General features: G+C 64.5%; 17 protein-coding genes. 7 read left to right on the top strand and 10 right to left on the bottom strand.

Features of this window, described 5'->3' with window-relative positions; all coding sequences use genetic code 11:
* Positions 1-47 precede the first annotated feature (47 nt).
* A complete protein-coding gene (locus tag GGR36_RS01935; protein WP_183631320.1) occupies positions 48-2,048 on the bottom strand; it encodes a site-specific recombinase in 2,001 nt (666 codons plus the stop codon).
* A 157-nt stretch (positions 2,049-2,205) separates the two neighbouring features.
* On the opposite strand from GGR36_RS01935, the gene GGR36_RS01940 reads away from it, so the two are divergent.
* The gene (locus GGR36_RS01940) at positions 2,206-2,409 is read left to right on the top strand and encodes a DUF2116 family Zn-ribbon domain-containing protein (protein WP_183631322.1); all 204 of its coding nucleotides are present in this window, start codon (positions 2,206-2,208) and stop codon (positions 2,407-2,409) included.
* Between the two features lie 33 nt (positions 2,410-2,442).
* Positions 2,443-2,649: a DNA-directed RNA polymerase subunit omega gene (gene rpoZ, locus GGR36_RS01945; RefSeq protein ID WP_183631324.1), complete on the top strand. Its 207-nt coding sequence runs from the start codon at positions 2,443-2,445 to the stop codon at positions 2,647-2,649.
* A gap of 73 nt (positions 2,650-2,722) precedes the next feature.
* Here the strand turns inward: rpoZ and aceK are convergent, their stop codons facing one another.
* The 6 genes from aceK to GGR36_RS01975 form a co-directional block, all read right to left on the bottom strand.
* Positions 2,723-4,564: a bifunctional isocitrate dehydrogenase kinase/phosphatase gene (gene aceK / locus GGR36_RS01950; RefSeq protein ID WP_183631326.1), complete on the bottom strand. Its 1,842-nt coding sequence runs from the start codon at positions 4,562-4,564 to the stop codon at positions 2,723-2,725.
* Positions 4,565-4,634: 70 nt separating this feature from the next.
* The gene (locus tag GGR36_RS22215; protein ID WP_183631333.1) at positions 4,635-5,903 is read right to left on the bottom strand and encodes a diguanylate cyclase; all 1,269 of its coding nucleotides are present in this window, start codon (positions 5,901-5,903) and stop codon (positions 4,635-4,637) included.
* Positions 5,904-6,001: 98 nt separating this feature from the next.
* The gene (locus tag GGR36_RS01960) at positions 6,002-8,140 is read right to left on the bottom strand and encodes a prolyl oligopeptidase family serine peptidase (RefSeq protein ID WP_183631335.1); all 2,139 of its coding nucleotides are present in this window, start codon (positions 8,138-8,140) and stop codon (positions 6,002-6,004) included.
* Between the two features lie 138 nt (positions 8,141-8,278).
* Positions 8,279-9,343 carry a type VI secretion system protein TssA gene (gene tssA, locus GGR36_RS01965; RefSeq protein ID WP_183631336.1) on the bottom strand — a complete coding sequence of 355 codons (1,065 nt, stop codon included), beginning with the start codon at positions 9,341-9,343 and terminating at the stop codon, positions 8,279-8,281.
* A gap of 80 nt (positions 9,344-9,423) precedes the next feature.
* Positions 9,424-12,483: an efflux RND transporter permease subunit gene (locus GGR36_RS01970; RefSeq protein ID WP_183631337.1), complete on the bottom strand. Its 3,060-nt coding sequence runs from the start codon at positions 12,481-12,483 to the stop codon at positions 9,424-9,426.
* Positions 12,480-13,607, bottom strand: coding sequence for an efflux RND transporter periplasmic adaptor subunit (locus tag GGR36_RS01975; protein WP_183631338.1), 1,128 nt, complete (start codon positions 13,605-13,607; stop codon positions 12,480-12,482). The genes GGR36_RS01970 and GGR36_RS01975 overlap by 4 nt, the downstream gene beginning before the upstream one ends.
* A 326-nt stretch (positions 13,608-13,933) precedes the next feature.
* Here GGR36_RS01975 and icd point away from each other — a divergent pair, with 326 nt between their 5' ends.
* Together icd and GGR36_RS01985 are read left to right on the top strand one after the other, a co-directional pair.
* A complete protein-coding gene (icd, locus tag GGR36_RS01980) occupies positions 13,934-15,181 on the top strand; it encodes an NADP-dependent isocitrate dehydrogenase (protein ID WP_183631339.1) in 1,248 nt (415 codons plus the stop codon).
* Positions 15,182-15,343: 162 nt separating this feature from the next.
* Complete coding sequence (locus GGR36_RS01985; RefSeq protein ID WP_183631340.1) at positions 15,344-15,745, top strand: hypothetical protein; 402 nt, start codon at positions 15,344-15,346, stop codon at positions 15,743-15,745.
* 100 nt (positions 15,746-15,845) lie between these two features.
* On the opposite strand, the gene GGR36_RS01990 is transcribed toward GGR36_RS01985, so the two are convergent.
* From GGR36_RS01990 to GGR36_RS02000, 3 genes are all read right to left on the bottom strand, one after another.
* Complete coding sequence (locus tag GGR36_RS01990; RefSeq protein ID WP_183631341.1) at positions 15,846-16,451, bottom strand: hypothetical protein; 606 nt, start codon at positions 16,449-16,451, stop codon at positions 15,846-15,848.
* 9 nt (positions 16,452-16,460) lie between these two features.
* Positions 16,461-17,090, bottom strand: a complete 630-nt coding sequence (locus GGR36_RS01995; RefSeq protein ID WP_244971034.1) for a glycoside hydrolase family 19 protein — start codon at positions 17,088-17,090, stop codon at positions 16,461-16,463.
* Between the two features lie 189 nt (positions 17,091-17,279).
* On the bottom strand, positions 17,280-17,894 hold the full coding sequence (locus GGR36_RS02000) for a TetR family transcriptional regulator (RefSeq protein ID WP_183631343.1): 615 nt from the start codon (positions 17,892-17,894) through the stop codon (positions 17,280-17,282).
* Between the two features lie 242 nt (positions 17,895-18,136).
* On the opposite strand from GGR36_RS02000, the gene GGR36_RS02005 reads away from it, so the two are divergent.
* The 3 genes from GGR36_RS02005 to GGR36_RS02015 are packed head-to-tail and all read left to right on the top strand — an operon-like array spanning position 18,137 to position 23,911.
* On the top strand, positions 18,137-19,312 hold the full coding sequence (locus GGR36_RS02005; RefSeq protein ID WP_221229475.1) for an efflux RND transporter periplasmic adaptor subunit: 1,176 nt from the start codon (positions 18,137-18,139) through the stop codon (positions 19,310-19,312).
* 17 nt (positions 19,313-19,329) lie between these two features.
* The gene (locus tag GGR36_RS02010; protein ID WP_183631347.1) at positions 19,330-22,491 is read left to right on the top strand and encodes an efflux RND transporter permease subunit; all 3,162 of its coding nucleotides are present in this window, start codon (positions 19,330-19,332) and stop codon (positions 22,489-22,491) included.
* Positions 22,484-23,911, top strand: coding sequence for an efflux transporter outer membrane subunit (locus tag GGR36_RS02015; RefSeq protein ID WP_183631349.1), 1,428 nt, complete (start codon positions 22,484-22,486; stop codon positions 23,909-23,911). Before GGR36_RS02010 ends, GGR36_RS02015 begins: the two co-directional genes overlap by 8 nt.
* The last annotated feature ends 19 nt before the right edge of the window (positions 23,912-23,930 follow it).

The following is a 23,930-nucleotide window of genomic DNA, read 5'->3' on the forward strand; positions in this document are numbered from 1 at the left end:
CGCTCCAGACGAATTCGGAAAAACCTTGAATTATACAGGCCGCCCGCTCAGGGGGCGTCTTTCGTGTTCGCAGAACGCGGCGGGATGAACAGATCCTGTGGTCGGCGGGCGATGCGGCGCAGCACGCGGCCGAAGAGATGACGGCCATATGCAAAGCGGACCTGGCGCGACTTCATCGCGGTGTAGAGCGCCAGGCTGAAACTCACCAGCAGGTTCGTCAGGCCGATCGCCGCAACTCCCAGTGAGCAACTCACGACGAGCTGCACTGGCACGTCGAAGCCTTGCGCTGCGAGGCCATAGGCGAGGTTGGCGGCGCCGAACGTGACATGGCGGATGTCCAGCGGCAGGCCGAGCAGAAAGCCGATCGTGCCCATGCAGCCGAGCATGCAGCCGAACAGGAAGTTGCCCATTAGCGCGCCGAGGTTGTTTTCGATGTACGCGGCGACCCGGTTCACCCGTTCGGCGCCGAGCCAACGCTTCAGGCCTGCGAGTTGCCGAATCCGCTGCGGAATCCGCGAATACACGCACTTGTTGTCGTAGTAACCCGAGATCAATCCCGAGAGGAACAGGCACACCCCCGCAATGGCCGCGTGCGGGATTGCGAGGCTTGCGAGCGGCCGCAGATCGGAGAGCAGGATCGTCGCTTTGGCGGTATCCACCATATTCAGACCGAAGGTCTGCATCCAAAGCCAGCCGACGCCGAGGCTGACGCTGAAGGCCACGGCAACGTTGCCGAGGATCGCGATGAACTGGCTGCGCAGCACGTCGACGACCAGGTTCTCCAGCGTGTCGAGCGGCGGTTTGCCGTCGCGCGATTCATCCATCGTTGCAGCCAGCAGGGCGGCGGTCATGGCCGGCTGCTTGGTGGCGATCGTGAAGTGGAACAGGTGTACGACGATGAAGCCGAGGCCGTAGTTCAGGCTGTAGCCAATCGCCTCCCACAGCGGCGGCAGGTGCGCCTTGGCGGTGTAGATCTTGATGATCGCCATGAATGCGACGATCACGCCGGCGCCCGCGGCGGCGCGGAACAGTGCCGCCTGTTCGCTGGCGGTGCTGGTGACATAGTGCTCGCCGGTGCGGCTGGCGTGCTCGGTGACCTGCAGCGCGAGCAGGTCGGTGACCCGGACCAGCAGCGCGCGGATGCTGTTTTTTTCTGCCTCGTGGGCCAGCAGTTCGCGGAAGAACGCGAGCTTCCTGCGCTGTTGCGCTTCCGAACTGTCCGGGGCCGCAAGCACCACCAGCTTGCGCATGCGTTCGATCGTCTGGCCTGCGCGCTGCGCGTCGTAGGTGAGCGCGACACTGGCGCCACCCTGCCGCGCCAGCTTGCGGATACGGGCAACATGTTGCTCGCACTGCTGCAGCAGCACGTCGAGGTGGCTCCAGTCTGGCCAGGGCAGGCTGCGGTCGGAAAGCGCCGCGAAGGCCGCGGACGAAATCGACTGCACTTCGTCGGTCTGCGCCACGAAAGGCGATTCGTGGGACGCCGCGTCGCTGTCATAGCGCAGGAAGTCCGGCTCCAGACCCAACGCCGCGAGGCGGAAGGAGAGGATGCGCAGGGCCTCGATCATTTCCGCTTCCATCCGCCGCTCGTTGCCCGAGTAGGCGCTGCCGAAGCCGATGACGCGCAGCAGTTCGGCGATGACCTGTTCGGGGATCTCGGCGATCCAGTGCTGGCCCTTGGCCTCGCTGACCAGTGCGGCAAAAAGATCCTGCAGGTAGGTATCGTCGTGCGCCGGCGGCAGGATCTTCGAGACGACCCGTTTGGTGATCGCCCCGAAGATGCTGTCGTTGGTCAGGATGCCCAGGTCGGCGAAGAGCGAACGCTGCAGGCGCGAGGCGAACAGGGCCGAGAGGTAGTGCCGCAGGCCCTCGGCGAGGTGAGGGCGGGTCTGCAGCGTCGAGATCAGTGCCCGCAGCCGCTGGGTGGCGGCGCCCGGCGCCTCAAGATCGCGCGGACGAAGCGCCGCGATGATTTCCAGCAGGGCTTGGGCCGAGCGGTCATCGGGTGAGGCGGCGATGTCTTCCAGTATCGGTACGAGTGCTCTCATCGGGTTCCCGGATACACGCTTGGCGGACTATTCTGGCACACTGGCGGAAGACGATCCGCTTCCGGGCGAGACGGCGACGCCAAAACTTGGTAAAGTGCCGCCCCTTTCGCGGGTGGCATGGATTGCCTCCGTTTCCAGAGCGTGGAGACGTACGAAGATGGATGAAGCAGACGTTGCCCAGCAGGAAGTCGAGCTGAGCTTGAAGTTGGCGCTGGAGCGCAAGGAGCCTTCGCTCGCCGCCACCGGCGTGTGCCACTTCTGTGGCGAGGCGCTGGTCGAAGGGCAGAAATTCTGCGATAGCGACTGCGAGGAAGACTACCGTCGCTTGCAGTGGCAGAAATCACAGCGTGTGCGCGGCTGAAGCCGCACAGCGCCAGTATCACGAGGAACAGACATGGCCCGAATCACGGTTGAAGATTGCCTGAAGACGATTCCGAATCGCTTCGAAATGACGCTGGCAGCAGCGATCCGCGCGCGTCAGCTTGCACGTGGCCACACGCCGCAAGTCGATGGCAGCAAGAACAAGTTTGCCGTCACGGCGCTTCGCGAAGTGGCCTCTGGTCACGTCGACCGCAGCATCCTCTCCAAGCTCGAAGCTTGATGGCCGGGCGGGCGACAGCCCGTCCTGACCGATCCGGCGGCCGCATGTCGGCCGCCGATTCCTGAGCGACCCTTCAGTCCTCCGCCTCGGCGAGAAGCTCTGCTTCTCCGGCCGGGGTTTTGCTCGTCTGGGCCGCGTAGAGTTGTTCGAAGCGCAGGCGCTGCGGGTAAGGGAAGAAGTCCTCGACGTAGCCCTCGCGGATCTTGCGCTGGGTTTCCTGCCAGAAACTCGCGTCGAGCAGATCGGCGTGGTGCTTCATGAAGGCCTGCCGTACCTTGGGCAGACCGAGCAGGAAGGTGCCGAATTCTTCCGGGAACACGTCGTTGCGCGCGACCGAGTACCAGACTTCACCGCTCATTTCGACATCCTCGTTCGGCGCGGGCGGGATGCGGCGGAAGTTGCAGTCGGTCATGAACTCGATTTCATCGTAGTCGTAGAAGACCACGCGGCCGTAACGAGTCACGCCGAAGTTCTTCCACAGCATGTCGCCCGGGAAAATGTTCGCCTGCGACATCTCGCGGATCGCGCTGCCGTATTCCTGCACGACATGATCCGTCTGTGCCTCGTCGGCCTTTTCCAGGAAGAGGTTCAGCGGGGTGAGCCGGCGCTCGATGTAGAGGTGTTTGATGACGATCGTGTCGCCTTCCTCTTCGATGCTCTCACCGCACAGTTCGCGGAGTTCGGTAATCAGATCCGGGTGAAAGCGGTGGCGCGGCAAGGCCGCGTCAGAGAATTCGAGTGTGTCCGCCATGCGTCCGACCCGGTCGACCTGCTTGACCATCTGGTACTTGCGCTTGACCGTCGCCCGATCCATTTCCTTCTGGATTGCCTTCTGATCCTTGATGATCTTGAAGACGTAGGGGTACGAGGGCAGCGTGAACACCGCCATCACCATGCCGCGGATGCCGGGCGCGATGATGAACTGATCCTGCGAGTGCAACAGGTGACTGACCAAGTCGCGGAAGAACATGGTCTTCCCCTGCTTGCCCAGTCCCAGCATGGTGTAAATCTCGCTGCGCGGCTTGTTCGGCATGATCGAGCGCAGGAACTGCACATAGCCTGACGGCACTTCCATGTCGACCAGGAAGTAGGCACGCGATAGCGAGAACAGCAGCGAGATTCGCCAGGGTTCGAGCAGGATCGTGTCGAGATAGAGCTTCCCTTCTGGGGTGTGCAGCACGGCGATCGCGAAGGGGTATTCGGCATAGCCGTTGATCGCCTTGCCGATGATGTAGGCCGCCTTGTTCCGGTAGAAGGGCGAATACAGCACCTGGATCTGGCAATTGACTTCGCGCGCGGGCCATTCACCCAAGTGAGCCTCGACCGCGCGCAGGATGTAATCGACGTCGCGGTCGAGATCCTCGAACGGGATCTGCCAGCCGAAGTCCTCGATCACTCGTTTGACGTTCGCCCGCATGCCGCCCTCGTTCGGGTAGTAGCTCGAATAGGTCGGCGGGTAGGACTGGATGTACTCGGTCGAGATCGCCGGGCGGGCGAAGATGTAGTCGTTGTGGAAGTAGGTGCGGTGCAGGATCTTGCAGCACACCGAGTTGAAGAAGCTCTCCGCCAGCTCCGGCTGCTTGTGGTTGATCAGGAAGCCGATGTAGAGCAGCTTCACCTGTTGCCAGGTCTGGTTGTCGAGCTTGTCGGCGTTGAACTCGGCGTGCAGGCGCATCACCGTTTCGGTGACGCGTTCGTCGTAGAACTGCACCCGTTCGCGCACCGCCCGCAATTCGCCCTGCCAGTCGGCGGCTTCAAAGCGCTGTTTTGCGCTGCGAGAAGTCTCGCTGAAGATCCGGTAGTGACGGTTGAAGCCGTCGATAAGCGCCTGCGCGATGGCCTGCGCGGTGTTTCCCCCTGTTGCCAGCACGTCCACGCCGTCCCCCTCGGTGATGTCCGTTGTGCGGTTGCACATCGGCGATTCTAGCGCCGGCTCGATCGCCGGGCGATGGCGGTGGACTAGGCGTTTTCCTCAGGTGCCGCGATCAGTTGTGCGCGATCACCTGATTGCGGCCGAGGTTCTTGGCCTCATACACGGCTGCGTCGGCGCGCTTGAAAAGCGACTCGAACGACTCGCCCGGTTTGAGTGCCGCGACACCAATGCTGCAGGTCACCGGAATTCCGTCAGGGGCCAGCGATTCGACATGGCGCCGCAAACGTTCGGCGCCGAGCGAGGCCTGTGGCAGCGCAATGCCTGGCAGCACCAGCAGCAGTTCCTCTCCGCCGTAGCGGACGGCGATGTCCTGCGGGCGCGAGGTGCCGCGCAAGGCAGCCGCCACCGCGACGAGCACCTGGTCGCCACCCGCATGGCCGTATGTATCGTTGATTTGCTTGAAGTGATCGAGATCGATCACGACCAGCGAGAAGCTGCCGCCGGATTTGTGCGCTTCGGCGACGAGTTCCGGCATCAGTTCTTCGAGCCGGTGGCGGTTGAACAGGCCGGTCAGACGATCGCGCTGGGCCATGTCCTTGACCATCTGGTGCTGCGTTTCGAGCCTGTCGAACAATTCGGCCAGCGTGATCAGGTTGCGCAACCGCACTTCGAGTTCTTCCGGAACCACCGGTTTTTGCACGTAATCATTGGCGCCGGCGCGCAAGATCTCCACCCGTCGGGCGGTATTGTCGCTGGCCGACAGGGCAAGAATCGGCGTGCGGCCGGGCCGGCCTTCCAGCGCCCTCACGAAGCGGATCACATCGAGACCGGTCTTGATTCCGGCCAGCATGAAATCGGTGACGATGAGGGTGAATTGGCGTCGCGCGAGCGCTTCGATCGCCAGTTCGCCGGACTTGATCACCTCGACCGCCAGGCCGATGGTCTGCATGATCCGGGTGCAGAACTGGGCCGTCGACTCGGTGTCTTCGATCAGCAGCACTTTGCCGCTGAGCTTTCGGGTGACTTTGCTCAGCCAGGCATCGATGTAGGCCTCGAACTCCGCCTGACTGGACTTGTGGAAGCATTCCGAGAATCCGGCCGCGAGCGCAGCATCAACATGCGCCTTGTCGCGGTTGGATGTAATCGCGACGAACGGCAGCACATTGCCGCGTTGGTTGGCGCGATTGCACATCAGCAGATCCGAGGCCTGCATGTCGCCCAGCTCGAGCGCCACACACGCCAGATCGATGTTCTCGCTCTCCAGCGCAATCAAGGCCTGGCAGCCGTTCTCCGCCTGCACGACATCGACGTTTCGTGCGGCGAATACCGACGAAAACACGTTGCGCATGAAACGGGATGGGTCGGCGACGAGGGCTTTCACGCGCGCTCCGCGGTATTCACCGGCCGCAGGGTGCGGCCGGTTCGCCCATGGTTAACGGCTGGCGGGCCAGAAAGCTTGAAGGCCCGCCGGCAGGCGATTCAGCGCATGGGCTGGAAGGCCGGATCCCCCATCTGCCACAGGAAGAACGACCACACGTCGGCGGTTTCGTCCAGCGCTTGCCCGATGTTCGAACCAATCCCGTGGCCCGCGTCGTAGTCCACCCGCAAGATCACCGGCTTGCCGTTCGGATTGGCCTTTTGCAGGCGGGCGGCGAATTTGCCGGGCAGCCAGGCTTCGACACGCGGGTCATTCGCGCCGGTGGTCACGATCACCGCCGGGTACGCAACGCCATCCTTCACCCGGTGGTAGGGGCTGATCGCGTACATCGACTTGAAGTGCTCGGGATTCTTGACGGTGCCGAACTCTTCGATGTTGGGCGGGCCGTTCGGCGTGTTTTCCATGCGCAGCATGTCGGAGATGCCGACTGCGCTTTGCGCGGCAGCAAGCAATTCGGGGCGTTGGGTGATCGTGCCGCCGATCGTGATGCCGCCAGCGCTGCCACCGATTCCGGCGAGCTTGCTCGACGACGTGTAGCCATTGGCGATCAGCCACTCGGCACAGGCAATGAAGTCCGAAACAGTGTTCTGCTTGGTCTTGATGTAGCCGCCCTGATGCCAATCTTCACCGAGTTCACCGCCGCCGCGCACATGGCAGACCGCCTGCACGCCGCCGCGTTCGAGCCAGGCCAGCCGCACGGCCGAGAAGCGTGGCTCCATCGAGATGCCGTAAGCGCCGTAGCCGGAGAGGATCGTCGGGTGCTTGCCGTCGAGGGCAGGGTTCTTCTGCGAGAGAATCGACAGCGGCACCAGGACGCCGTCGTGGCTCTTGATCATCACCCGACGTGCCTCTACCCCAGAGGTGTCCACCTTGAGCGGTTTTTGAAGTGTGGTGACCTCGACTTTGCCGCCCGCCAGTCGCAGCACTTGCGCGGGGCGGGTCCAGCCTTCGAGTCGGAGCAGGATCGAGCGGTCGCTTGCTGCGCTGATCTCCCGCACCGTGCCTTCGAAGGGCAATCCGAGTTCGGCTGTCTGGCCGGTCTTGCCGACCTGGATGAGCTTGCTGACACCGCCGTCGAGCGCCTTCACGACCACACCGTCCGCGGTTGCGATCAGTTCCTGGAGTACCGCGTCCCCCGCCTTGAGTGCCAGAACGCGATCGCCGGTGGCCACCGAGATCTTCAGCAGCTCACGCCGGGATGCGTTCTTCTGCGTGATGGCATAGAGCGCGTCACCCACCAGGACAGCATGCGTGACCTTGTCTTCCGGCGTGATCAGGCGGCGCCACGGCGTTTCGCCGTTCGTAGCCTTGGCAAGCGGCGCGACCCAGAACGAGCGGTTGACGGAGTCGCCATGCAGGACTTCGGCCATCAGCCATTTCGAGCCGGGCGCGGTACTGACATAGGGCAGGTCCGCGAGTTCGAATGTGCGCGAGGGTGTGGCACCCCAGCCAAATACCGCGACATCCTTGTCCGCGCTGTCGCCAAGCTTGTGCAGGAACACCGCGCTCTTGTTGTAACGCTCGTCGGCCGGATGGCGGTTGTAGTAGAAGTGCTTGCCGTCCGGCAGCCACGCGATTCCGGACTCGTTCATGCTGCGGCCGTCCGGTTCATTGAGGCCGGCGCGGTCGATGACATCGGGCAAGAACTTGCCGGAAGCGACGTTCATGATCCGCATCACGCTGTTTTCAGAGCCACCTACCGAGATGCCGATCGCGATCAGCTTGCCGTCGCGTGAGGGGGAATACCAGTCGATCGCGTGGTGGCCGCCTTCGCCCGGCATCGCGTCGGGATCGAGCAGCAGGCGTTCGGCCCCGTTCGCGCCGTGACGCACCCAAAGCTTGCGCGCGTTTTCGCCCGGCGCGCGTTTCAGGAAGAAGACCTGGCTGCCGGCCTGTTCATAGCCGCCGGTCACCTCGCCGACATCCGCCAGTTCGCCCAGCCGCTTGCGCAGCGCGTCGCGCCCTGGAATCTGCTTGAGTATCCCGCCGGCATAGTCGGCTTGCGCCTTGAGCCAGGTCTGGAATTCCGGAGACTTCATGTCTTCCATCCAGCGATACGGGTCTACCACGCTGACGCCATGGTAGACATCGGTTACCGGGATCTCGGGGGTGGCGGGTGCAGCGGCCATGGCCAGAGCGGGCAGGGCCAGCAGGGCGCAGCCCAGGGCATTGAGTCGCATCTTCTCTCCTTGTGGGAAGCAGGGCGGGTTGGCGCGAGGAACGGTGCTGCCGGCCGCGCGCCCTGAAAAGCGCGATGCTAGCGCCTTGCGGCGACGCTGTGATGTCGTTTTGTGTCAGGCCCCGATGAGGGGCGGCCGTCAGCGTTCAACGCCCAGCAGTTCGTCGATGTGCGCCAATGCGCCGTCGTCCTTGACCACCTGACGCAGCCAGTCGTGCAGAGGCATGTTGGCCCAGGTGGCGGCCTTTTCGGCCAGGTAGGCGACGGGGCTGTGCGGCTCGGTGCGACGGAAGTAGGCGGCGACCTGACCCAGCATCGCCACGGCTTCTTCCCGGCTCATGCCCCGGTTTGCGCGTTGCCCGGCGTGCTCGGTGCCTGCGCGAGCGCTCTGTGCAGGCGCGTCGTCGTTGGCGGGGTGCTGCGCGGATGCCGCGGCCGACAAGCCACCGCGCTCCGCGATCAGTCGATTGATCAGGTGATGGATGCGTTCGTGCTGGTCACGCAGCAGGCGCAGCGACGGCGCGCTGTCGCCGAGTACCCCGGCGGAGATCAGATCCAGCGTGCGAATGGCGTCCGCCAGCGCATTGAGCGCTTGGCCGGTGGCTTCGAGCCGCGTGAGCGGCGTGGTCCGCGTTGCCGCGTCCCAGGCGGTGGCCAGATCGGCATGTTCCTGCGCGTGTTCATCGTCGCTGCGGTTACCCCCGCTGCGCGCGCGTTCGTAGTCGTCCCAGCACAGGCTGCGGGTTTCGGTTTGCAGCAGCGGCGCGGCCTTGAGCACGTCGAGTGCGCGCTGCAGGAGCCAGGCCAGCGCGCCGGCGCGTTCTTCGGAGTCAGAATCTTCCGGCAGTGGATGCAGGGTGTCCGGGAAGGCCTGCAGCAAGCCTGCGACCAGCCGGAATCCCGCCTCCAACCCGGCCACACCGTTCAGGCGCCCGCTTGCCTCAGCGTAACGGGCGGCGACCCGCAGGTCTTTGGTCCGCGCGTTCAGCAGTGCGGTGGCGATGTCGATGACCTTGCGCCAGTCGGCAACTTTCAGCGTCGTGACCCAGTCGCCCTGATCGAGCGAAGCATCGTCCTCGCGGCGGGCTTCGTCGAGCGCGTCGAACTCGGGCGAGAACGAGAGGTCTTCGCCGGTCGGGTTGCTGCCGGGCAAGGGGGCGAGCAGGGCGGCCAGCAAGTCGGCGGGGGCGTGCGGTGCATTCATCGGGATCTCCGGGCAAGTCCGGAAATTCTAATGTCATGCGATCGTCAGCCCCCGTGATGCCATTCGCATCACGCTTCCGATCACGCCACCTGCAGTCGCCGCCCTGCAAGCCGCTCGCGCAGGCTCTCGAAGCCGAGGTAGATCACTGGCGTGATGAACAGCGTGATCAACTGCGAAAAGATCAGCCCGCCGACGACCGATACACCAAGCGGTTGCCGCAGTTCGGCGCCGGCGCCCAGCCCCAGCGCCAGGGGCAGTGCGCCAGCCAGCGCGGCAAGCGTGGTCATCGTGATCGGGCGGAAGCGCAGCGCGCAGGCCTGGCGGATCGCCTCTTGTGGCGTGGCGCCGGCACGCTGCGCTTCGACCGCGAAGTCGATCATCATGATCGCGTTCTTCTTCACGATGCCGATCAGCAGCACGATGCCGATGCTGGCGATGATCGTCAGCTCCATGCCGAAAAGCCGCAGCGTCAGCAGGGCGCCGACCGCCGCCGAGGGCAGGCCGGCGAGGATCGTGATCGGGTGGATGTAGCTCTCGTACAGCACACCCAGCAGCACGTAGATCACCAGCAGCGCCGCAATGATCAGCACCACCTGGGCGCCTTGCGACTGCTGGAAAGCCGCCGCGTCGCCGGCGAACGCGGTGAGGATGCCGGAGGGCAGGCCGATCGTCTTCTCGGCTTCATGCAGGCGCTTGGTGGCCTCGCCCAGCGCTGCGCCGGGTGCCAGGTTGAACGACACGGTAACTGCCTGCAGCTGGCCCTGGTGATTGACGGCGGTCGGGCCGGCAACGCGTTGCACGCTTGCGACGTTGGCCAGCGGCACCAGCGCGCCACTGGCATTGCGGACCTGGATGCGGCCCAGTGCGCGTTCGTCCTGGCGGAAGGCGTCCGCGAGTTCCAGGATCACTTCGTAGCTGCCGCTGGAGGTGTAGATCGTCGAAACCTGGCGGTCGCCGAAGGCGCTGTAGAGCGCGGTGCGGACGTCGGCGAGCGCAACGCCGTACAGGCTGGCACGTTCGCGGTCGATATCCACGCGGGCATTCAGGCCCTTTAGCTGCGAATCGGTCGTGACGTCGCGGAACAGCGGGTCGGCCGCCAATGCCTGCTTGAGCTTGTCGGCCCATGCGGTGAGTTCGCCGCCATTCACGCTCTGCAGCACGTACTGGAACTGGCTGCGGCTCTGCCGACCGCCCAGACGCAGGTTTTGCGTCGGCGTGAAATAGACGTCGATGCCGGGCAGCTTCTTTGCCTCCTTGCGCAGGCGTTCGATCACGACCGGCATCGGGTCGCGTTCGCTGCGCGGCTTCAGCCGCAGGAACATGCGCGCGTTGCTTTCCGATACCGCGGCGGCGAAGCCTTCGACCGCCGGATCACCGCCAACGACTTTCATCATCCGTTCGGCGTGCCGGAACAGCGCCTCGTATGAAGCATCGCTGGAGGCTTCGGCCGTGACCTGGATCTGCCCGATGTCCTCTTGCGGGAAGAAGCCCTTGGGGCTGGCGGCAAACAGCCACACGCTGCCGACGATCGTCAGCAGGGCAAGGGCGCCGACCGCAAGCCGGTGATTCAGTGCAGTCTCGAGGCTTCGCGCGTAGGCGCGCTGCACGCGCTCGAACCCGTGTTCGAAGTGCGTCAGCCATGCGTGTTGATGCTGTTCGGCTTCGGGCCGCAGGAAGCGGCTGCCCATCAGCGGGATCAGCGTCAGCGAAACCACTGCCGAGACGAGGATCGCCAGCATCACGACCACCGCGAATTCGTGGAACAGCAGTCCGATGACGCCCGGCATGAAGAAGATCGGGATGAACACCGCGACCAGCGACAGCGAGATCGAGATGATGGTGAAGCTCACCTCGCGGGCGCCGGTGACTGCCGCCTGCAGCGGCGGCATGCCGGCCTCGACATGGCGCACGATGTTCTCCAGCACGACGATCGCGTCGTCGACAACCAGGCCCACCGCCAGCGTGAGGCCGAGCAGGGAAATGTTGTCGAGGCTATAGCCCAGCGCAAACAACAGGCCCAGCGTTCCGACCAGCGAGATCGGCAGCGTCACCGAAGGAATCAGCGTTGCGGCGGCATGCCGCAGGAACAGGAACATCACCAGCACGACCAGCGCGATCGTGCCCATCATCGTCAGCTGCACATCGTGGATCGCATCGCGCACCGACACCGAGCGGTCGTTGATGACCTTGATCTGCACCGATCCCGGCATCTGGGCTTGCAGTCTTGGCAGGGTTGCGCGGATCGCATCGACGGTGGCGACGGTGTTGGCATCCGGCTGTTTCTGCACCGCCAGGACGATGGACCGCTCGCCGTCGGCCCAGCTCGCGGTGGTCGTGCTCTCGATCGAATCGACCACCGTGGCGACATCGGCAAGGCGCACCGGCAGGCCGTTGCGGGTCGCGATGATCAAGGGCTTGAACTCGTCCGCGTGTCGTAGCTGGCGGTTGGCCTCGATGGTCAGTGTCTGGTTGGCGCCCCTGAGCACACCGAGGGGCGAATTTGCGTTGGCGGCGCGGATCGCCGCGGCAAGCTGGTCCAGCGTGAGTTCGCGCGCGGCAAGTTTGTCCGGGTCCGCCTGCACGCGGACCGCAAACTTCTTGTTGGCCCAGTTCGATACCTGGGCGACGCCGTCGATCGTCGCGAGCGAAGGCGAGACCAGATTGTCGGCGTAGTCGTTGAGGTCGGGCAGGCTCAACGATGGCGAGGTCAGCGCGAGGATCAGGATCGGCGCGTCGGCCGGATTGACCTTGCGGTAAGAGGGGATGGTGGTCATCTCCTCGGGCAGCGCACGCTGCGCCCGCAGCAGCGCCGCCTGCACATCGCCGGCGGCGGCATCGATATTGCGGCCGGAGGCAAACTCAAGCGTGATCGAGGTGTTGCCCAGCGTGTTGCTGGAACTCATCGTGACCAGGCCCGCAATGGTCGAGAACTGCTTTTCCAGTGGCAGCGCGACCGACGAGGCCATCGTGTCCGGGCTCGCGCCGGGCAGTGACGCATTGACGTTGATCGTTGGCGTGTCGTAACTGGGCAGCGCGGCAACCGGCAGGTAGTGGTAGCCGAGGGCGCCAGCCACCACGGCAGAGATCGAGAGCAGGACGGTCATGACCGGCCTGCGGATGCACAACTCCGACAGGTTCATTGCTTCGCCCCGGCCTTCGGTGCAGCGGGTTTGCCGCTGTCGCGGACGCGTACGCCCGGGCGCAGGTTCTGCCCGCCCATGACGACCACGCGTGTTCCGGCCGGTACGCCGTCGAGCACCGCGAACTCGGCATCCTGGTAACGGATCCTGACCGGTAGGGCCTTGGCACGCTCCTGGTCATCGATGGCATAGACGAACTGGCCGTTCGGGCTCACCTGGATCGCCGCGAGCGGTGCCGTCGGTGCGTCCTTGATCGCGTCCAGCGTCAGACCGACCGTGACCTGCGCACCGGGCCACAGGCGCAGCTTTGCGTTGTCGAAGCGCGCCTTGATCCGCACGCCGCCGGCAACGCTGTCGACCGTGCTGTCGATGAAGTTGAGCTGTCCGTCGAGTCTGCCTTCGGCATCCTTGACCGACACCACCACCGGCCCACGAGCCTGCGCACGGCGCAGTTGCGCGAGGTAGGTCTCGGGCAGCGTGAAGGCGATGTCGATCGGGTCGAGGCGCGTCAGCGTCGTCAGCGCCGTCGCCGAACCGGGTTGCACAAGGCTGCCGACACGCACGTTGATGAGGCCGACTCGCCCTGCCTGTGGGGCTGTGATGTAACCGTGCTCGACCGCGACCTGTGCTTCGGCGATTGCGGCGCGATCGGCAGCGACCGTGGCACTGAGCGCGTCGACATTGCTGCTGCTGGCATCGACCACGCCCTGCGACACAAAGCCGCGCTGCTTGAGTTCGACGTTTCGCAAGAGCGTGCGGCGGGCATCTTCAAGCAGCGCGGTGTCGCGCGCCATCTGTGCCTTGAGCTTTTCGAGCGTGGCGGTCTCGGCACGGCCATCGAGCCGGAACAGCGGCGCACCCGCCGCCACGGTGTCGCCCTCATGCACCAGCACCTCGCGGATCGTGCTGGTCAATTGCGCCCGCACTTCCACGCTGGATACCGGGGTCACGAAGCCACTGGTCTCGAATACCACCGGCAGGGAGCGGAGTTGCACTTCGGCAAGCTGCACGCTGATGGTCGGATCGCCCGCCTTTGGCGCGCTTTGCGAGGGCTGGGTGAGTTTGTAGGCGCCGAAACCCAAGGCGAGGGCCAGCACCGCAAGCAGAATTTTGTTCTTGTTCATCAGGTCAGGTCGGTGGACTTCAGGGGCGGGTTCGCGAGAGGCGAGCACCTTATTGTCGCGCGCCCGGAAGGGCATCGGTGTGACTCGCCTCTGAAAACTTGGTTCGCAATGTAACCAGTTTTTGGCGCGCTTGGTGCAGTGCCGCGAATTCGGCGATAATCGGGCGCTCGGCGCGCAGCGCTCGTTGCGCGCCAGGCCAAGGTCACAACCTCCCTCAATGTCGAGGGGCGGTGTGGCGCGAGGGGACGCAACACCGGCGGTGTTGCGACGCGCATCAGCCTTGTCGACAGAACATCCAACGACCCAATCCTGAGGAAGCAACAGTCATGAGCGCCCAGTCTTTGATCACGGTCCCGGCCGGCGGCCAGAAAATCATTCCCGGTCAGCCGACTCCCAACAACCCGATCATTCCGTTCATCGAGGGGGACGGCATCGGCGTCGATATCACGCCGGTCATGATCAAGGTGATCGACGCCGCTGTGGCCAAGGCCTACGGTGGCGAGAAGAAGATCCACTGGATGGAGGTGTACGCCGGTGAGAAGGCGACCGTGAAGTACGGTCCGGATCAGTGGCTGCCCGCTGAAACCTTCCAGGCGCTGAAGGACTACTCGGTTTCGATCAAGGGCCCGATGACCACGCCGGTCGGCGGCGGCATCCGTTCGCTGAACGTGGCGCTGCGTCAGGAACTCGATCTGTACCAGTGCGTGCGGCCGGTGCAGTACTTCAAGGGCGTGCCGTCGCCGCTCAAGCAGCCGGAACTGACCAACATGGTCATCTTCCGCGAGAACACCGAAGACATCTACGCCGGTATCGAGTGGCAGGCTGAGTCCGAAGGCGCGAAGAAGGTCATCAAGTTCCTGACCGAAGAAATGGGCGTCAAGAAGATCCGCTTCCCGGAAACCTCGGGCATCGGCATCAAGCCGGTTTCCAAGCAGGGCACCGAGCGCCTGGTGCGCGCTGCGCTGCAGTATGTGATCGACAACGATCGCAAGTCGCTGACCATCGTGCACAAGGGCAACATCATGAAGTTCACCGAAGGTGGCTTCCGTGACTGGGCCTACGCGCTGGCGAAGAACGAATTCGGCGCGGTGGAAATCGACGGCGGCCCGTGGTGCAAGTTCACGAACCCGAAGACGGGTCGTGAAGTGATCGTCAAGGACGCCATCGCCGACGCCTTCCTGCAGCAGATCCTGCTGCGTCCGGCCGAATACGACACCATTGCCACGCTGAACCTGAACGGCGACTACATTTCCGACGCGCTGGCCGCACAGGTCGGCGGCATCGGCATCGCCCCGGGTGCGAACATCTCGGACAAGTACGCCTGCTTCGAGGCGACCCACGGCACCGCGCCGAAGTACGCCGGCAAGGACAAGGTGAACCCGGGTTCGCTGATCCTCTCGGCCGAAATGATGCTGCGCCACCTGGGCTGGAAGGAAGCGGCCGACCTTGTGATCAAGGGCATGGAAGGTGCGATCGCCGCGAAGACCGTGACCTACGACTTCGCCCGCCTGATGGACGGCGCGACCGAAGTGTCGTGCTCGGCCTTCGGCGACGCGATGATCGCGCAGATGTAATCGGCACTTCATGGGTTTGAAGAAAGGCGCCCTGCGGGGCGCCTTTTCTTTTTCCGGTCGCGTGACTGACACCTTGCATGGCGGCGATCGGCGGTCTTGAATCAAGTCAGATGGGGGCGTGATGCCCCGCGACGATTCAATCCCTGCTCGAGGAGATTCACCATGCTTCCCTGGTTATGGCTGTGGCAACCCACCTGGAACCTGCCGCTGTCTGGCAGCGTCTCGCAGGATCTCGCACCTGACGTGATCGCCAACGGATTCTTCAGCGCGATTCCGTCGGGTGCCGGCGAAGGCGCACTCGAACAGAAGATCTTCGAGCAGGTGTCATACGGCAGCCAGCTTGGCTGGTTGACCGATCTGGTGCTGGCGGCTTCCGGCAGCGACAAGGTGCCGGCCGAAAAGGTGCAGGAGGCGCGGGCCGCACTTGAGGGTCTGCGGGCGCAAATCGTGAAGATGAAAGATGCCCACCGCGAGCAGATGGTCGCGGAGGCAAGGCGCACGCTGGACGCGCTTAAGGCGCGTGGCGACGGTTCGCTGGACAGTTTGTTGAAGGAGTATCGCTGAGGCGGATGGCGACCGGCGGAAGTGTCCCGAAGACTTCCGCCGTTGAAGCGATGAGGGGTGCTGTGCGCGGAATCGGTAAGGAAGTCTCGCGCGGTTCGACTTATTTCGCCTTCTGGCTCGGACGCACGCCGAACCACCACACGACGCAGGTGGTCGCGAGGTAGAGCAGGGTGTCGATGATGGATTTGACCAGCGTCGCCGCCTGTATCGGGTCGATCACGCTGTTGCCGTTGGGGGCTGCGAGGGTGCGCGCCCAGGCGAACATCACCGTGGCGACAATGACGAGGTAGATGGTCAGGAACGGGCGGATCATGCCGCGCACAAAGTCGACCAGCGTCATCATGATGCGCGCGAACTTGCTCCTGGACTGCGCCTTCGGGTCGAGGTAGGTGGCACGGTCGGCGTCGATGCTGGCTACGTAGGCCTTGGCGGCAGCCTCGTCGGCGCGCGCTTGCGCTTCCAGTTCGGCGCTGCGGACCTGCGCCTCGGCCTGTTCCTCGGCGACCTTCTCGGTCGCCTGCGCGGCGCGGTTGGCCTTCTCGACATCCATTTGTGCAAGCAGTCGGGCGTGTTCGTTGTTGATCTTCACGAGTTCCAGATCCTGCTGCTTGGCCTTGTAATCGAAATAGCGCTGGAACAGCACGCCGATCAGGCCGGTGGCGCCACCACTGAAGATGACGCCGAGGAAAGACATGAGTGCGGCCATGGGGGTCTCCTAGTCCAGCAACGACGAAAAGGCGGTCGCGAACAGGGCCTGGCGGTCGGCCAGCCCGTTGATACCGCCATTGATCCGGCGTGTGAGGGTTACGAAATCGTGCTTGTCGGCGTACAGGTTGAGCTTGTGCAACTTCCAGTACAGGCCGGCGCTCAAGGCCGCCCACATCGGTCGCTCCAGTGCCTCGGGGTCGTCTTCGAAGTCCGGCACATCCGGCAAGTCATTGGCGTTGCTGACGCCTTCCTTCAGCGCTTCGCGCATGCGCTGGGTGGTGATGTGGTAATTGACGCGGCCGGTGACCTGGATCAGCCCACGGCCCATGTAGCGTTTGCCGTCGCCGGGGCGGAAATTGCCCAGCGATTTGGCGAGTGGTGTGCCGTATTCATAGCGCTTCTGTTGCGCAGTCGGACCCCAGATTTCGCGTGTGTAGCGAAGGCGCCCGGATTCGTGGCCAACCTGGGCGAGGAAGCAGGCGAGGCGGTTATGGTCCTCGTCCACATCGCACAGGCGCGCCGCCGCCTGCAGGTGCGGCAGCCACATCTCGGCCCGGTCGGCCTTGCAGGCGTAGATGTTCGCGATCTGTCGGGCAGTCAGCATGGCATCGGCGATCCTCTCGAACGGGCGACGCATGGTTGCGCGGTGGCGCGCACAACGGCGGAGTCCAGTTGAAGTGATAGACGCAGATCGCGCCGGATGCAATGAATGTATTCGTCGCCTTCGCGGCATCCGATGCGCGCCGCTCGGACGTGATCGGCGCGCCGTTGGTGCTGGCCGTGGCGGCGATCGCTGCGGCGTTCGGCAATTGGGGCGAGATGCGTGTTACGAGTGCCGCAGGCCGCGGAAGAAGATCTCGGTCAGCCACGGCGCAAGCCGGGCGAGGTCGTAATCGGCGTCGGTGACCCAGTCGTGCATGATGCCGCCGACGAAGGCGGTCAGGGCGATCGCGCCGTCGGCGGCGTCAAGCTTGGGTGAGACCTGGCCGCGTGCAATGGCCACTTTCAGCACCGATTCGATCTGGCAGCGGCAGCGGCGCTTGTTCTCTTCTTCCCTTGCCAGATATTCGGCGAATTCCGCGCCGCCATCGAAGCCGCGGAACAGGATCTCCAGGACCGAACGCATCCGGGTGTCGGTGGCCACCATCATCAGGATGTCGCGCGCCTGGCGTTCAAGCGCGCCGAGCGGATCTTCGCCCGGGTCTGCAGCCAGCGTATCGAGCATGGTTTCCATCGGCGAGGTGGCCCGATCGCAGACCGCCTCGAAAATCTCGGCCTTGTTCTTGAAATGCCAATACACGGCGCCACGGGTGACGCCCGCCGCGCGCGCGATCAGGTCGAGCGTGGTCGATGCAACGCCCTTTTCGCAGAAAAGTGTCTCGGCCGCGTCCAGCAGTTGTTCGCGGGTGGCTTCGGCTTGTTCTTTGGTTCGTCTGACCATGATGGCGGTGATTGTAATGTGCGGCGATTGAAACCCGGCCTCGCTAAGCTGCAAGCGTGCAGTTGGCGGTGCCCGACACAAAACGACACGATCCGATATTTACAAACATTCGTGTATGTATCTAAAATCCGCCTCCAGTGTCAATCCATGTTCGCCCTAATAGAACCGGGCGGTGCGCTCTACCCCAAGCAGAGGACCCCGAGATGAATCCCTCCAGAAACCAAATTCCATCGGCGCGCGGCGTGCTCGCGCTTGCAGTGCTTTCCGTCGTCCTTGTCGCATGCGGCAAGCAGGGTGGCCAGCAAGGCCACGGTGGCATGCCGCCGGCCGATGTCGCGGTGGCCACGGTTGCCTTGCGCGATGTGCCGGTCGATTTCGAGTATGTAGGCCAGGTCGCAGGTTCGCGCGAGATCGAGGTGCGGGCGCGGGTCACCGGCATCATCGAAAAGCGTCTGTATGAAGAAGGCAGCCTGCTCAAGGCCGGGCAACCGATGTTTCTGATCGACCAGGCGCCGTTCCGCGCGCGCGTGGCTTCTGCCGAAGCGGCGCTGACGCAGGCGCAGGCGCGCCTGAAGCAGGCGGAACGCGAGTACAACCGTATCAAGCCGCTGGCCGCGGAACAGGCCGTGAGCCAGAAGGATGCGGATGACGCCGCTTCGGCCTTCGAACTGGCGCGGGCGGCGGTGAAGTCGGCCGAGGCGGATTTGACGACAGCGCGCATCGACCTGGGTTACACCGAAGTCCGCGCACCGCTCGGCGGTGTCGCCGGGCGCGCGCTGAAGGTGGAGGGCGGTCTTGCTGCTGCTGGCGGCGACAGCCTGCTCGCGACGCTGGCGCAGACCGATCCGGCGCATGTGAACTACGGCGTGGGCGAGGAAGAAGCACTGCGCCTGCGCGACGAAGCCGCCAACGGCAAGCTGGTGCTGCCGAAGGATGGTTTTGCGGTGAAGCTGAAGCTCTCCGACGGCTCGATGCTCGATCGTGTGGGGCGCATCGATTTCCGCGATTACAAGGCCGATTCGAACACCGGCAGCTTTGCCGCGCGTGCGAGCGTGCCGAACGCCGATGGCAAGCTGGCGCCAGGCCAGTTCGTGCGCGTGATCCTGAGTGGTGCGACGCGGCCGCAGGCGGTGGTGCTGCCGCAGCGCGCGGTGCTGGATTCGCCCAATGGCAAGTACGTCTATGTGGTGGGCCAGGGCAAGGAAGGCGCGACGATCGCGCAGCCGCGCCCGGTGCAGGTGGGTGAGTGGGTCAAGCTCGACGGTGATCTGGCGAATGCCTGGGTGATCCGCGACGGCCTCAAGCCGGGTGATCAAGTCATCGTCGATGGCACCGCCCGTATCTTCTTCCCCGGCGCGCCGATCAAGGTTGGCGGCGCAGCGCCGGCAGCCCAATCCGCCCCCGCTGGCAAGCACTGAGCCGGAGGCAAGCAGCCATGTTCTCCCGATTCTTCATAGATAGGCCGATCTTCGCCTTCGTCATCTCCATCTTCATGGTGTTGGCGGGCCTGGCGGCCATGCGCAGTCTGCCGATTGCGCAATACCCCGAGATCGCACCACCTGTAGTGCAGGTGACTGCGGTTTACCCCGGCGCCTCGGCCAACGTGCTTGAGCAGACCGTCGCTGCGACGCTGGAAAACGCCATCAACGGCGTCGAAGGCATGATGTACATGCAGTCGACCTCGACCTCCAGCGGCGTGATGACGATTGCAGTGACCTTCGAGATCGGCACCAACGTCGATCAGGCGGCGCTCAACGTCAATAACCGCGTCAAGCAGGTTGAAGCCAAGCTGCCGCTGGAAGTACGGCGCCAGGGCGTGACGGTGGAGAAGGGCTCTTCGTCCTTCCTGCAGGTGCTCGCGTTCTACTCGCCAGATGGCCGTTACGACGATCTCTACACCTCCAACTACGTCACCCTGAACGTGCTCGATGCGTTGAAGCGCATCCCGGGTACGACCAACGTGCAGATCTTCGGCGCGAAGGATTACGCGATGCGCGTGTGGATCCGCCCGGATCGCATGACGCAGCTCAAGGTGACGGTGGCGGACATCGCTGCGGCCTTGAACGAGCAGAACGCTCAGTTCGCGGCCGGGAAGGTGGGTCAGGCGCCGACAGGTGGCGGGCAGGAAATGGTCTATACCGTGACCACCAAGGGCCGGCTGTCGAGCGTCGAAGAGTTCGAAAACATCATCGTGCGTGCCAATCCGGACGGCTCCTCGCTGCGTCTGAAGGATGTCGCACGCGTCGAACTGGGCTCGAAGGACTACGACTTCATCGGCCGCATCAACGGCCATCCGGCAACCCTCGTCGGCATCTTCCTGCAGCCTGGTGCCAACGCACTGGATGTGGCGGCGGAGGTGAAGAAGACCGTGTCCGGCATGTCGGACCGCTTCCCGCAAGGCTTTACCTACAGCGTTCCTTACGACACCACGCGCTTTGTTGAAGTCTCGATCCGCGAAGTGCTCAAGACGCTTGGCGAAGCAATGGTGCTGGTGTTCCTTGTCGTCTTCCTGTTCCTGCAGAACTGGCGTGCGACGCTGATCCCGACGCTGGCGGTGCCGGTATCGCTGATCGGCACCTTCGCCGGCCTGCATCTGCTCGGCTATTCGATCAACACGCTGACGCTGTTCGGCATGGTGCTGTCGATCGGTATCGTCGTCGATGATGCGATCGTGGTGCTCGAAAACGTCGAACGGATCATGCACGAGGAAGGGCTGCACGCCCGCGAGGCGGCGATCCAGGCGATGAAGGAAGTGACTGGCCCGGTCATCGCGATCGTGCTGGTGTTGTGTTCGGTGTTCGTGCCGATTGCCTTCCTGGGTGGCCTGACCGGCGAGTTGTTCCGTCAGTTCGCGATCACGATTTCGATCTCGGTCACGCTGTCGGGGATCATCGCACTGACGATGACGCCAGCACTGTGCGTGCTGATTCTCAAGCATGAGCACAAGCAGACCAACCCGTTCTTCCTGCGCTTCAACGACTGGTTCCACCGTGCCACCGGCCGCTACATCGGCGGTGTGACCTGGGTGATCCGTCGCTCGGGCATCGGTGCGGCGCTGTTCCTCGGCATGGTTGCGGTGACGGCGGGGCTGTGGAAGTTCACGCCGGGCTCGCTGGTGCCGGACGAGGACCAGGGCTTCTACATCTCGGCGGTGTTCCTGCCGGACGGCGCATCGCTTGAGCGCACCGACAAGGTCGTCAAGCAGGTCATCGACGCGGTGAAATCCAACCCGGCCAACCAGGACGTCGTGGCCTTCACGGGTTTCGACTTCATCGGTGGCGGCTACAAGAACAGTGCCGCGACGCTCTTCGTCACCCAGAAGCATTGGGACGAGCGCAACGTGCCGGTGACCGCCCTGGTGGGCGAGCTGTATGCCAAGACCGCGGGCATCAAGGAGGCGCTTGTGCTGGCCTTCCCGCCGCCGGCGATCTTTGGCCTGGGCAGCACGGGTGGCTTCGAGTTCTACATCCAGAACCGTGGTGACGGTGGCTCGAAGAAGATGGCCGAAGTCGTTGGCGCGTTCCAGGCCGCGGCTTCGCAGAGCAAGATCCTCGCTGGCGTGCAGACGCTGTGGCGCGCCAACTCGCCGCAGCTGTACGTGGATGTGGACCGCAACAAGGCCAAGGCGCTGGGCGTGAATATCGACGACGCGTTCAACACGCTCGCGGCGTCGATGGGCACTTACTACGTCAATGACTTCAACAAGTCCGGGCGTGCCTGGCAGGTGCTGATGTCGGCCGATTCGAGCTATCGCAAGCGGCCGGACGACATCGGGCGCATCTATGTGAAGAGCAGCAAGGGCGGGATGGTGCCGCTGTCTGCCTTCGCCCACGTCGACTACACCGCCGGCCCCGATCTGCTGGAGCGCTACAACAACCTGCCGGCCGTGAAGCTGCTCGGCAACGCCGCACCGGGCTACAGCTCGGGCCAGGCCATCGCCGAGGTTGAGCGGATCGCAAAGGAAGTGCTGCCGCCGGAATTCAGCTACGACTGGACGGGTTCGTCCTACCAGGAGAAGCGGTCTTCGGGTACCTCCGGCCTTGCGCTGGGCATGGCGGTGGTGATGGTGTTCCTGATCCTGTCGGCTCTGTACGAGAAATGGTCGCTGCCGCTGTCGGTGCTGCTGGCACTGCCGTTCGGCACCTTCGGTGCGCTGGCTGCGGTGTGGCTGCGCGGCTTCACGAACGATGTGTACTTCCAGATCGGTCTCGTAACGCTGCTGGGGCTTGCGGCCAAGAACGCGATCCTGATCGTCGAGTACGCCTTGCTGAAGAACCAGGAGGGCTTCCCGCCCGCCGCGGCAGCGATCGAAGCGGCACGCCTGCGCTTCCGCCCGATCATCATGACCTCGCTGGCCTTCATTCTCGGTGTGCTGCCGTTGGCAATCTCGCACGGTGCTGGCGCCGGGGCGCGGCAGAGCGTGGGTACCGGGGTGATGGGCGGCATGCTGGCGGCCACCTTCCTCGCGGTGTTCTTCGTGCCGCTGTTCTACAAACTCGTGATCGACCGCCGCCTGAAGACGCCGGACGATGAACTGATTGCACCCCCGCATCACCCGCTCGCCGAACTGGAGCAGGAAGGGAAGAGCCATGACTGAACGAAACAACAACGCTGACGCAATGCGCCCTGGCCGCTTTGCGCTGACGCTGGCTGCCGCCCTGGTGCTGGCCGCCTGCGCCGGTACGCCGAAGGCACCGCCGCAAATGGACTTGCCCAAGGCGGCCGAGCAAACCGCACCCGCCGCGATCACCGAGTGGTGGCATAGCTTCGCTGACCCGGTGCTGGACGCCTATGTCGCCGAAGCGCTCGCGCACAACAGCGACGTCGAACTGGCCGCCGCCCGCGTGCGCCAGTCGCGCGGTGCGCTGGCCGCGGCGCGTACGAACCTGCTGCCGACGGTGGATGTAGGTGTCACCGGCGCACGGGTGCGGACCTCCGACGACACGCGCCAAGCGGGGCAGCCGCGCTATGCGAACAACTTCAGCGCCGGCTTCACCGTGGCTTACGAGATCGACCTCTTTGGCCGCCTCGCCGCCGAACGTGAGGTGGCGGCGCAGAACCTGGCTGCGAGCCAGTACGGCCACGAGGTCACCCGCAGCGCGACTGCGGCGCAAACCGCGCGCGCCTATTTCACGCTGCTGGCCCTGGATGCCGACGAGCGGCTGTACGCCGGCGAGCTGAAAACCCGCGATGAGCTGCTGGCTCTGCAGAAGCGGCGCTTCGATGCCGGCGTGATCGGCGCCTACGCCTATGCGCTGGTGGAAGCGGAGCGGGCCAGCGTCGCTGCCGCGCTGCCGAAGATCCGTGCCGCACGCGAGCAGGCTGAAGTGGCGCTGTCGCTGCTGCTCGGCCGCAGCCCGCGCGAACTGGCCGAGCGCCTGCCGGAACGTGGCAGCCCGGTGGATGTGCTGGTGCGCGCACCGGAGATCCCCGCCGGCTTGCACGCCGAACTGCTGCAGCGCCGCCCCGACGTACGCGCGGCCGAGGCGCAACTTGCCGCCGCGAGTGCCAACGTCGAAGCGGCGCGCGCGCGCTGGTTTCCGTCGATCAGCCTGACCGGCTTCTTTGGCGGTGCGAGCACCTCGTTGTCCGACGTTCTGGACGGCGCGGCGCGCAGCTGGAACGTGGCCGGCGCGATTGCGCAGCCGCTGGTTGGGCTTGCACGCGTGTCGGCCGATGTGGATCAGGCCAAGGCTCAGCGTGATCAGGCGGAGCTTACCTACCGCCAGGCGGCACGGCAGGCTTACGCCGATGCCTTGTCATCACTGTCTGCGGCACGCGGCGCACGCGATGCGCTGCAGGCCACCGAAACCCTGCGCGACAGCCGTACCCGCGTGTATGAACTGGCAGCGAAGACCTTCGGGGCCGGGCAGACCAGCCGCCTCGACCTGCTGGATGCGGAGCGGGAGCGGCTGGAATCGGAACGCCAGCTCGTCACCGCGCGGCGTGATCGTCTGACGTCGCTGGTCGACGTCTACCAGTCGCTCGGCGGCGGCTGGCAGGCGCCCGGCGGTTAAACCGGGCAGGGCGTAGTGC

It is taken from the genome of Niveibacterium umoris (assembly GCF_014197015.1).
Classification (GTDB): Bacteria; Pseudomonadota; Gammaproteobacteria; order Burkholderiales; family Rhodocyclaceae; genus Niveibacterium; species Niveibacterium umoris.

What these genes read in the sequence shown, in the direction of transcription:
- GGR36_RS01935 (WP_183631320.1), bottom strand. Translation starts at nt 2,048, where the DNA reads ATGAGAGCACTCGTACCGATACTGGAAGACATCGCCGCCTCACCCGAT.
- GGR36_RS01940 (WP_183631322.1), top strand. Translation starts at nt 2,206, where the DNA reads ATGGATGAAGCAGACGTTGCCCAGCAGGAAGTCGAGCTGAGCTTGAAG.
- rpoZ (WP_183631324.1), top strand. Translation starts at nt 2,443, where the DNA reads ATGGCCCGAATCACGGTTGAAGATTGCCTGAAGACGATTCCGAATCGC.
- aceK (WP_183631326.1), bottom strand. Translation starts at nt 4,564, where the DNA reads ATGTGCAACCGCACAACGGACATCACCGAGGGGGACGGCGTGGACGTG.
- GGR36_RS01960 (WP_183631335.1), bottom strand. Translation starts at nt 8,140, where the DNA reads ATGCGACTCAATGCCCTGGGCTGCGCCCTGCTGGCCCTGCCCGCTCTG.
- tssA (WP_183631336.1), bottom strand. Translation starts at nt 9,343, where the DNA reads ATGAATGCACCGCACGCCCCCGCCGACTTGCTGGCCGCCCTGCTCGCC.
- GGR36_RS01970 (WP_183631337.1), bottom strand. Translation starts at nt 12,483, where the DNA reads ATGAACCTGTCGGAGTTGTGCATCCGCAGGCCGGTCATGACCGTCCTG.
- GGR36_RS01975 (WP_183631338.1), bottom strand. Translation starts at nt 13,607, where the DNA reads ATGAACAAGAACAAAATTCTGCTTGCGGTGCTGGCCCTCGCCTTGGGT.
- icd (WP_183631339.1), top strand. Translation starts at nt 13,934, where the DNA reads ATGAGCGCCCAGTCTTTGATCACGGTCCCGGCCGGCGGCCAGAAAATC.
- GGR36_RS01985 (WP_183631340.1), top strand. Translation starts at nt 15,344, where the DNA reads ATGCTTCCCTGGTTATGGCTGTGGCAACCCACCTGGAACCTGCCGCTG.
- GGR36_RS01990 (WP_183631341.1), bottom strand. Translation starts at nt 16,451, where the DNA reads ATGGCCGCACTCATGTCTTTCCTCGGCGTCATCTTCAGTGGTGGCGCC.
- GGR36_RS01995 (WP_244971034.1), bottom strand. Translation starts at nt 17,090, where the DNA reads ATGCGTCGCCCGTTCGAGAGGATCGCCGATGCCATGCTGACTGCCCGA.
- GGR36_RS02000 (WP_183631343.1), bottom strand. Translation starts at nt 17,894, where the DNA reads ATGGTCAGACGAACCAAAGAACAAGCCGAAGCCACCCGCGAACAACTG.
- GGR36_RS02010 (WP_183631347.1), top strand. Translation starts at nt 19,330, where the DNA reads ATGTTCTCCCGATTCTTCATAGATAGGCCGATCTTCGCCTTCGTCATC.
- GGR36_RS02015 (WP_183631349.1), top strand. Translation starts at nt 22,484, where the DNA reads ATGACTGAACGAAACAACAACGCTGACGCAATGCGCCCTGGCCGCTTT.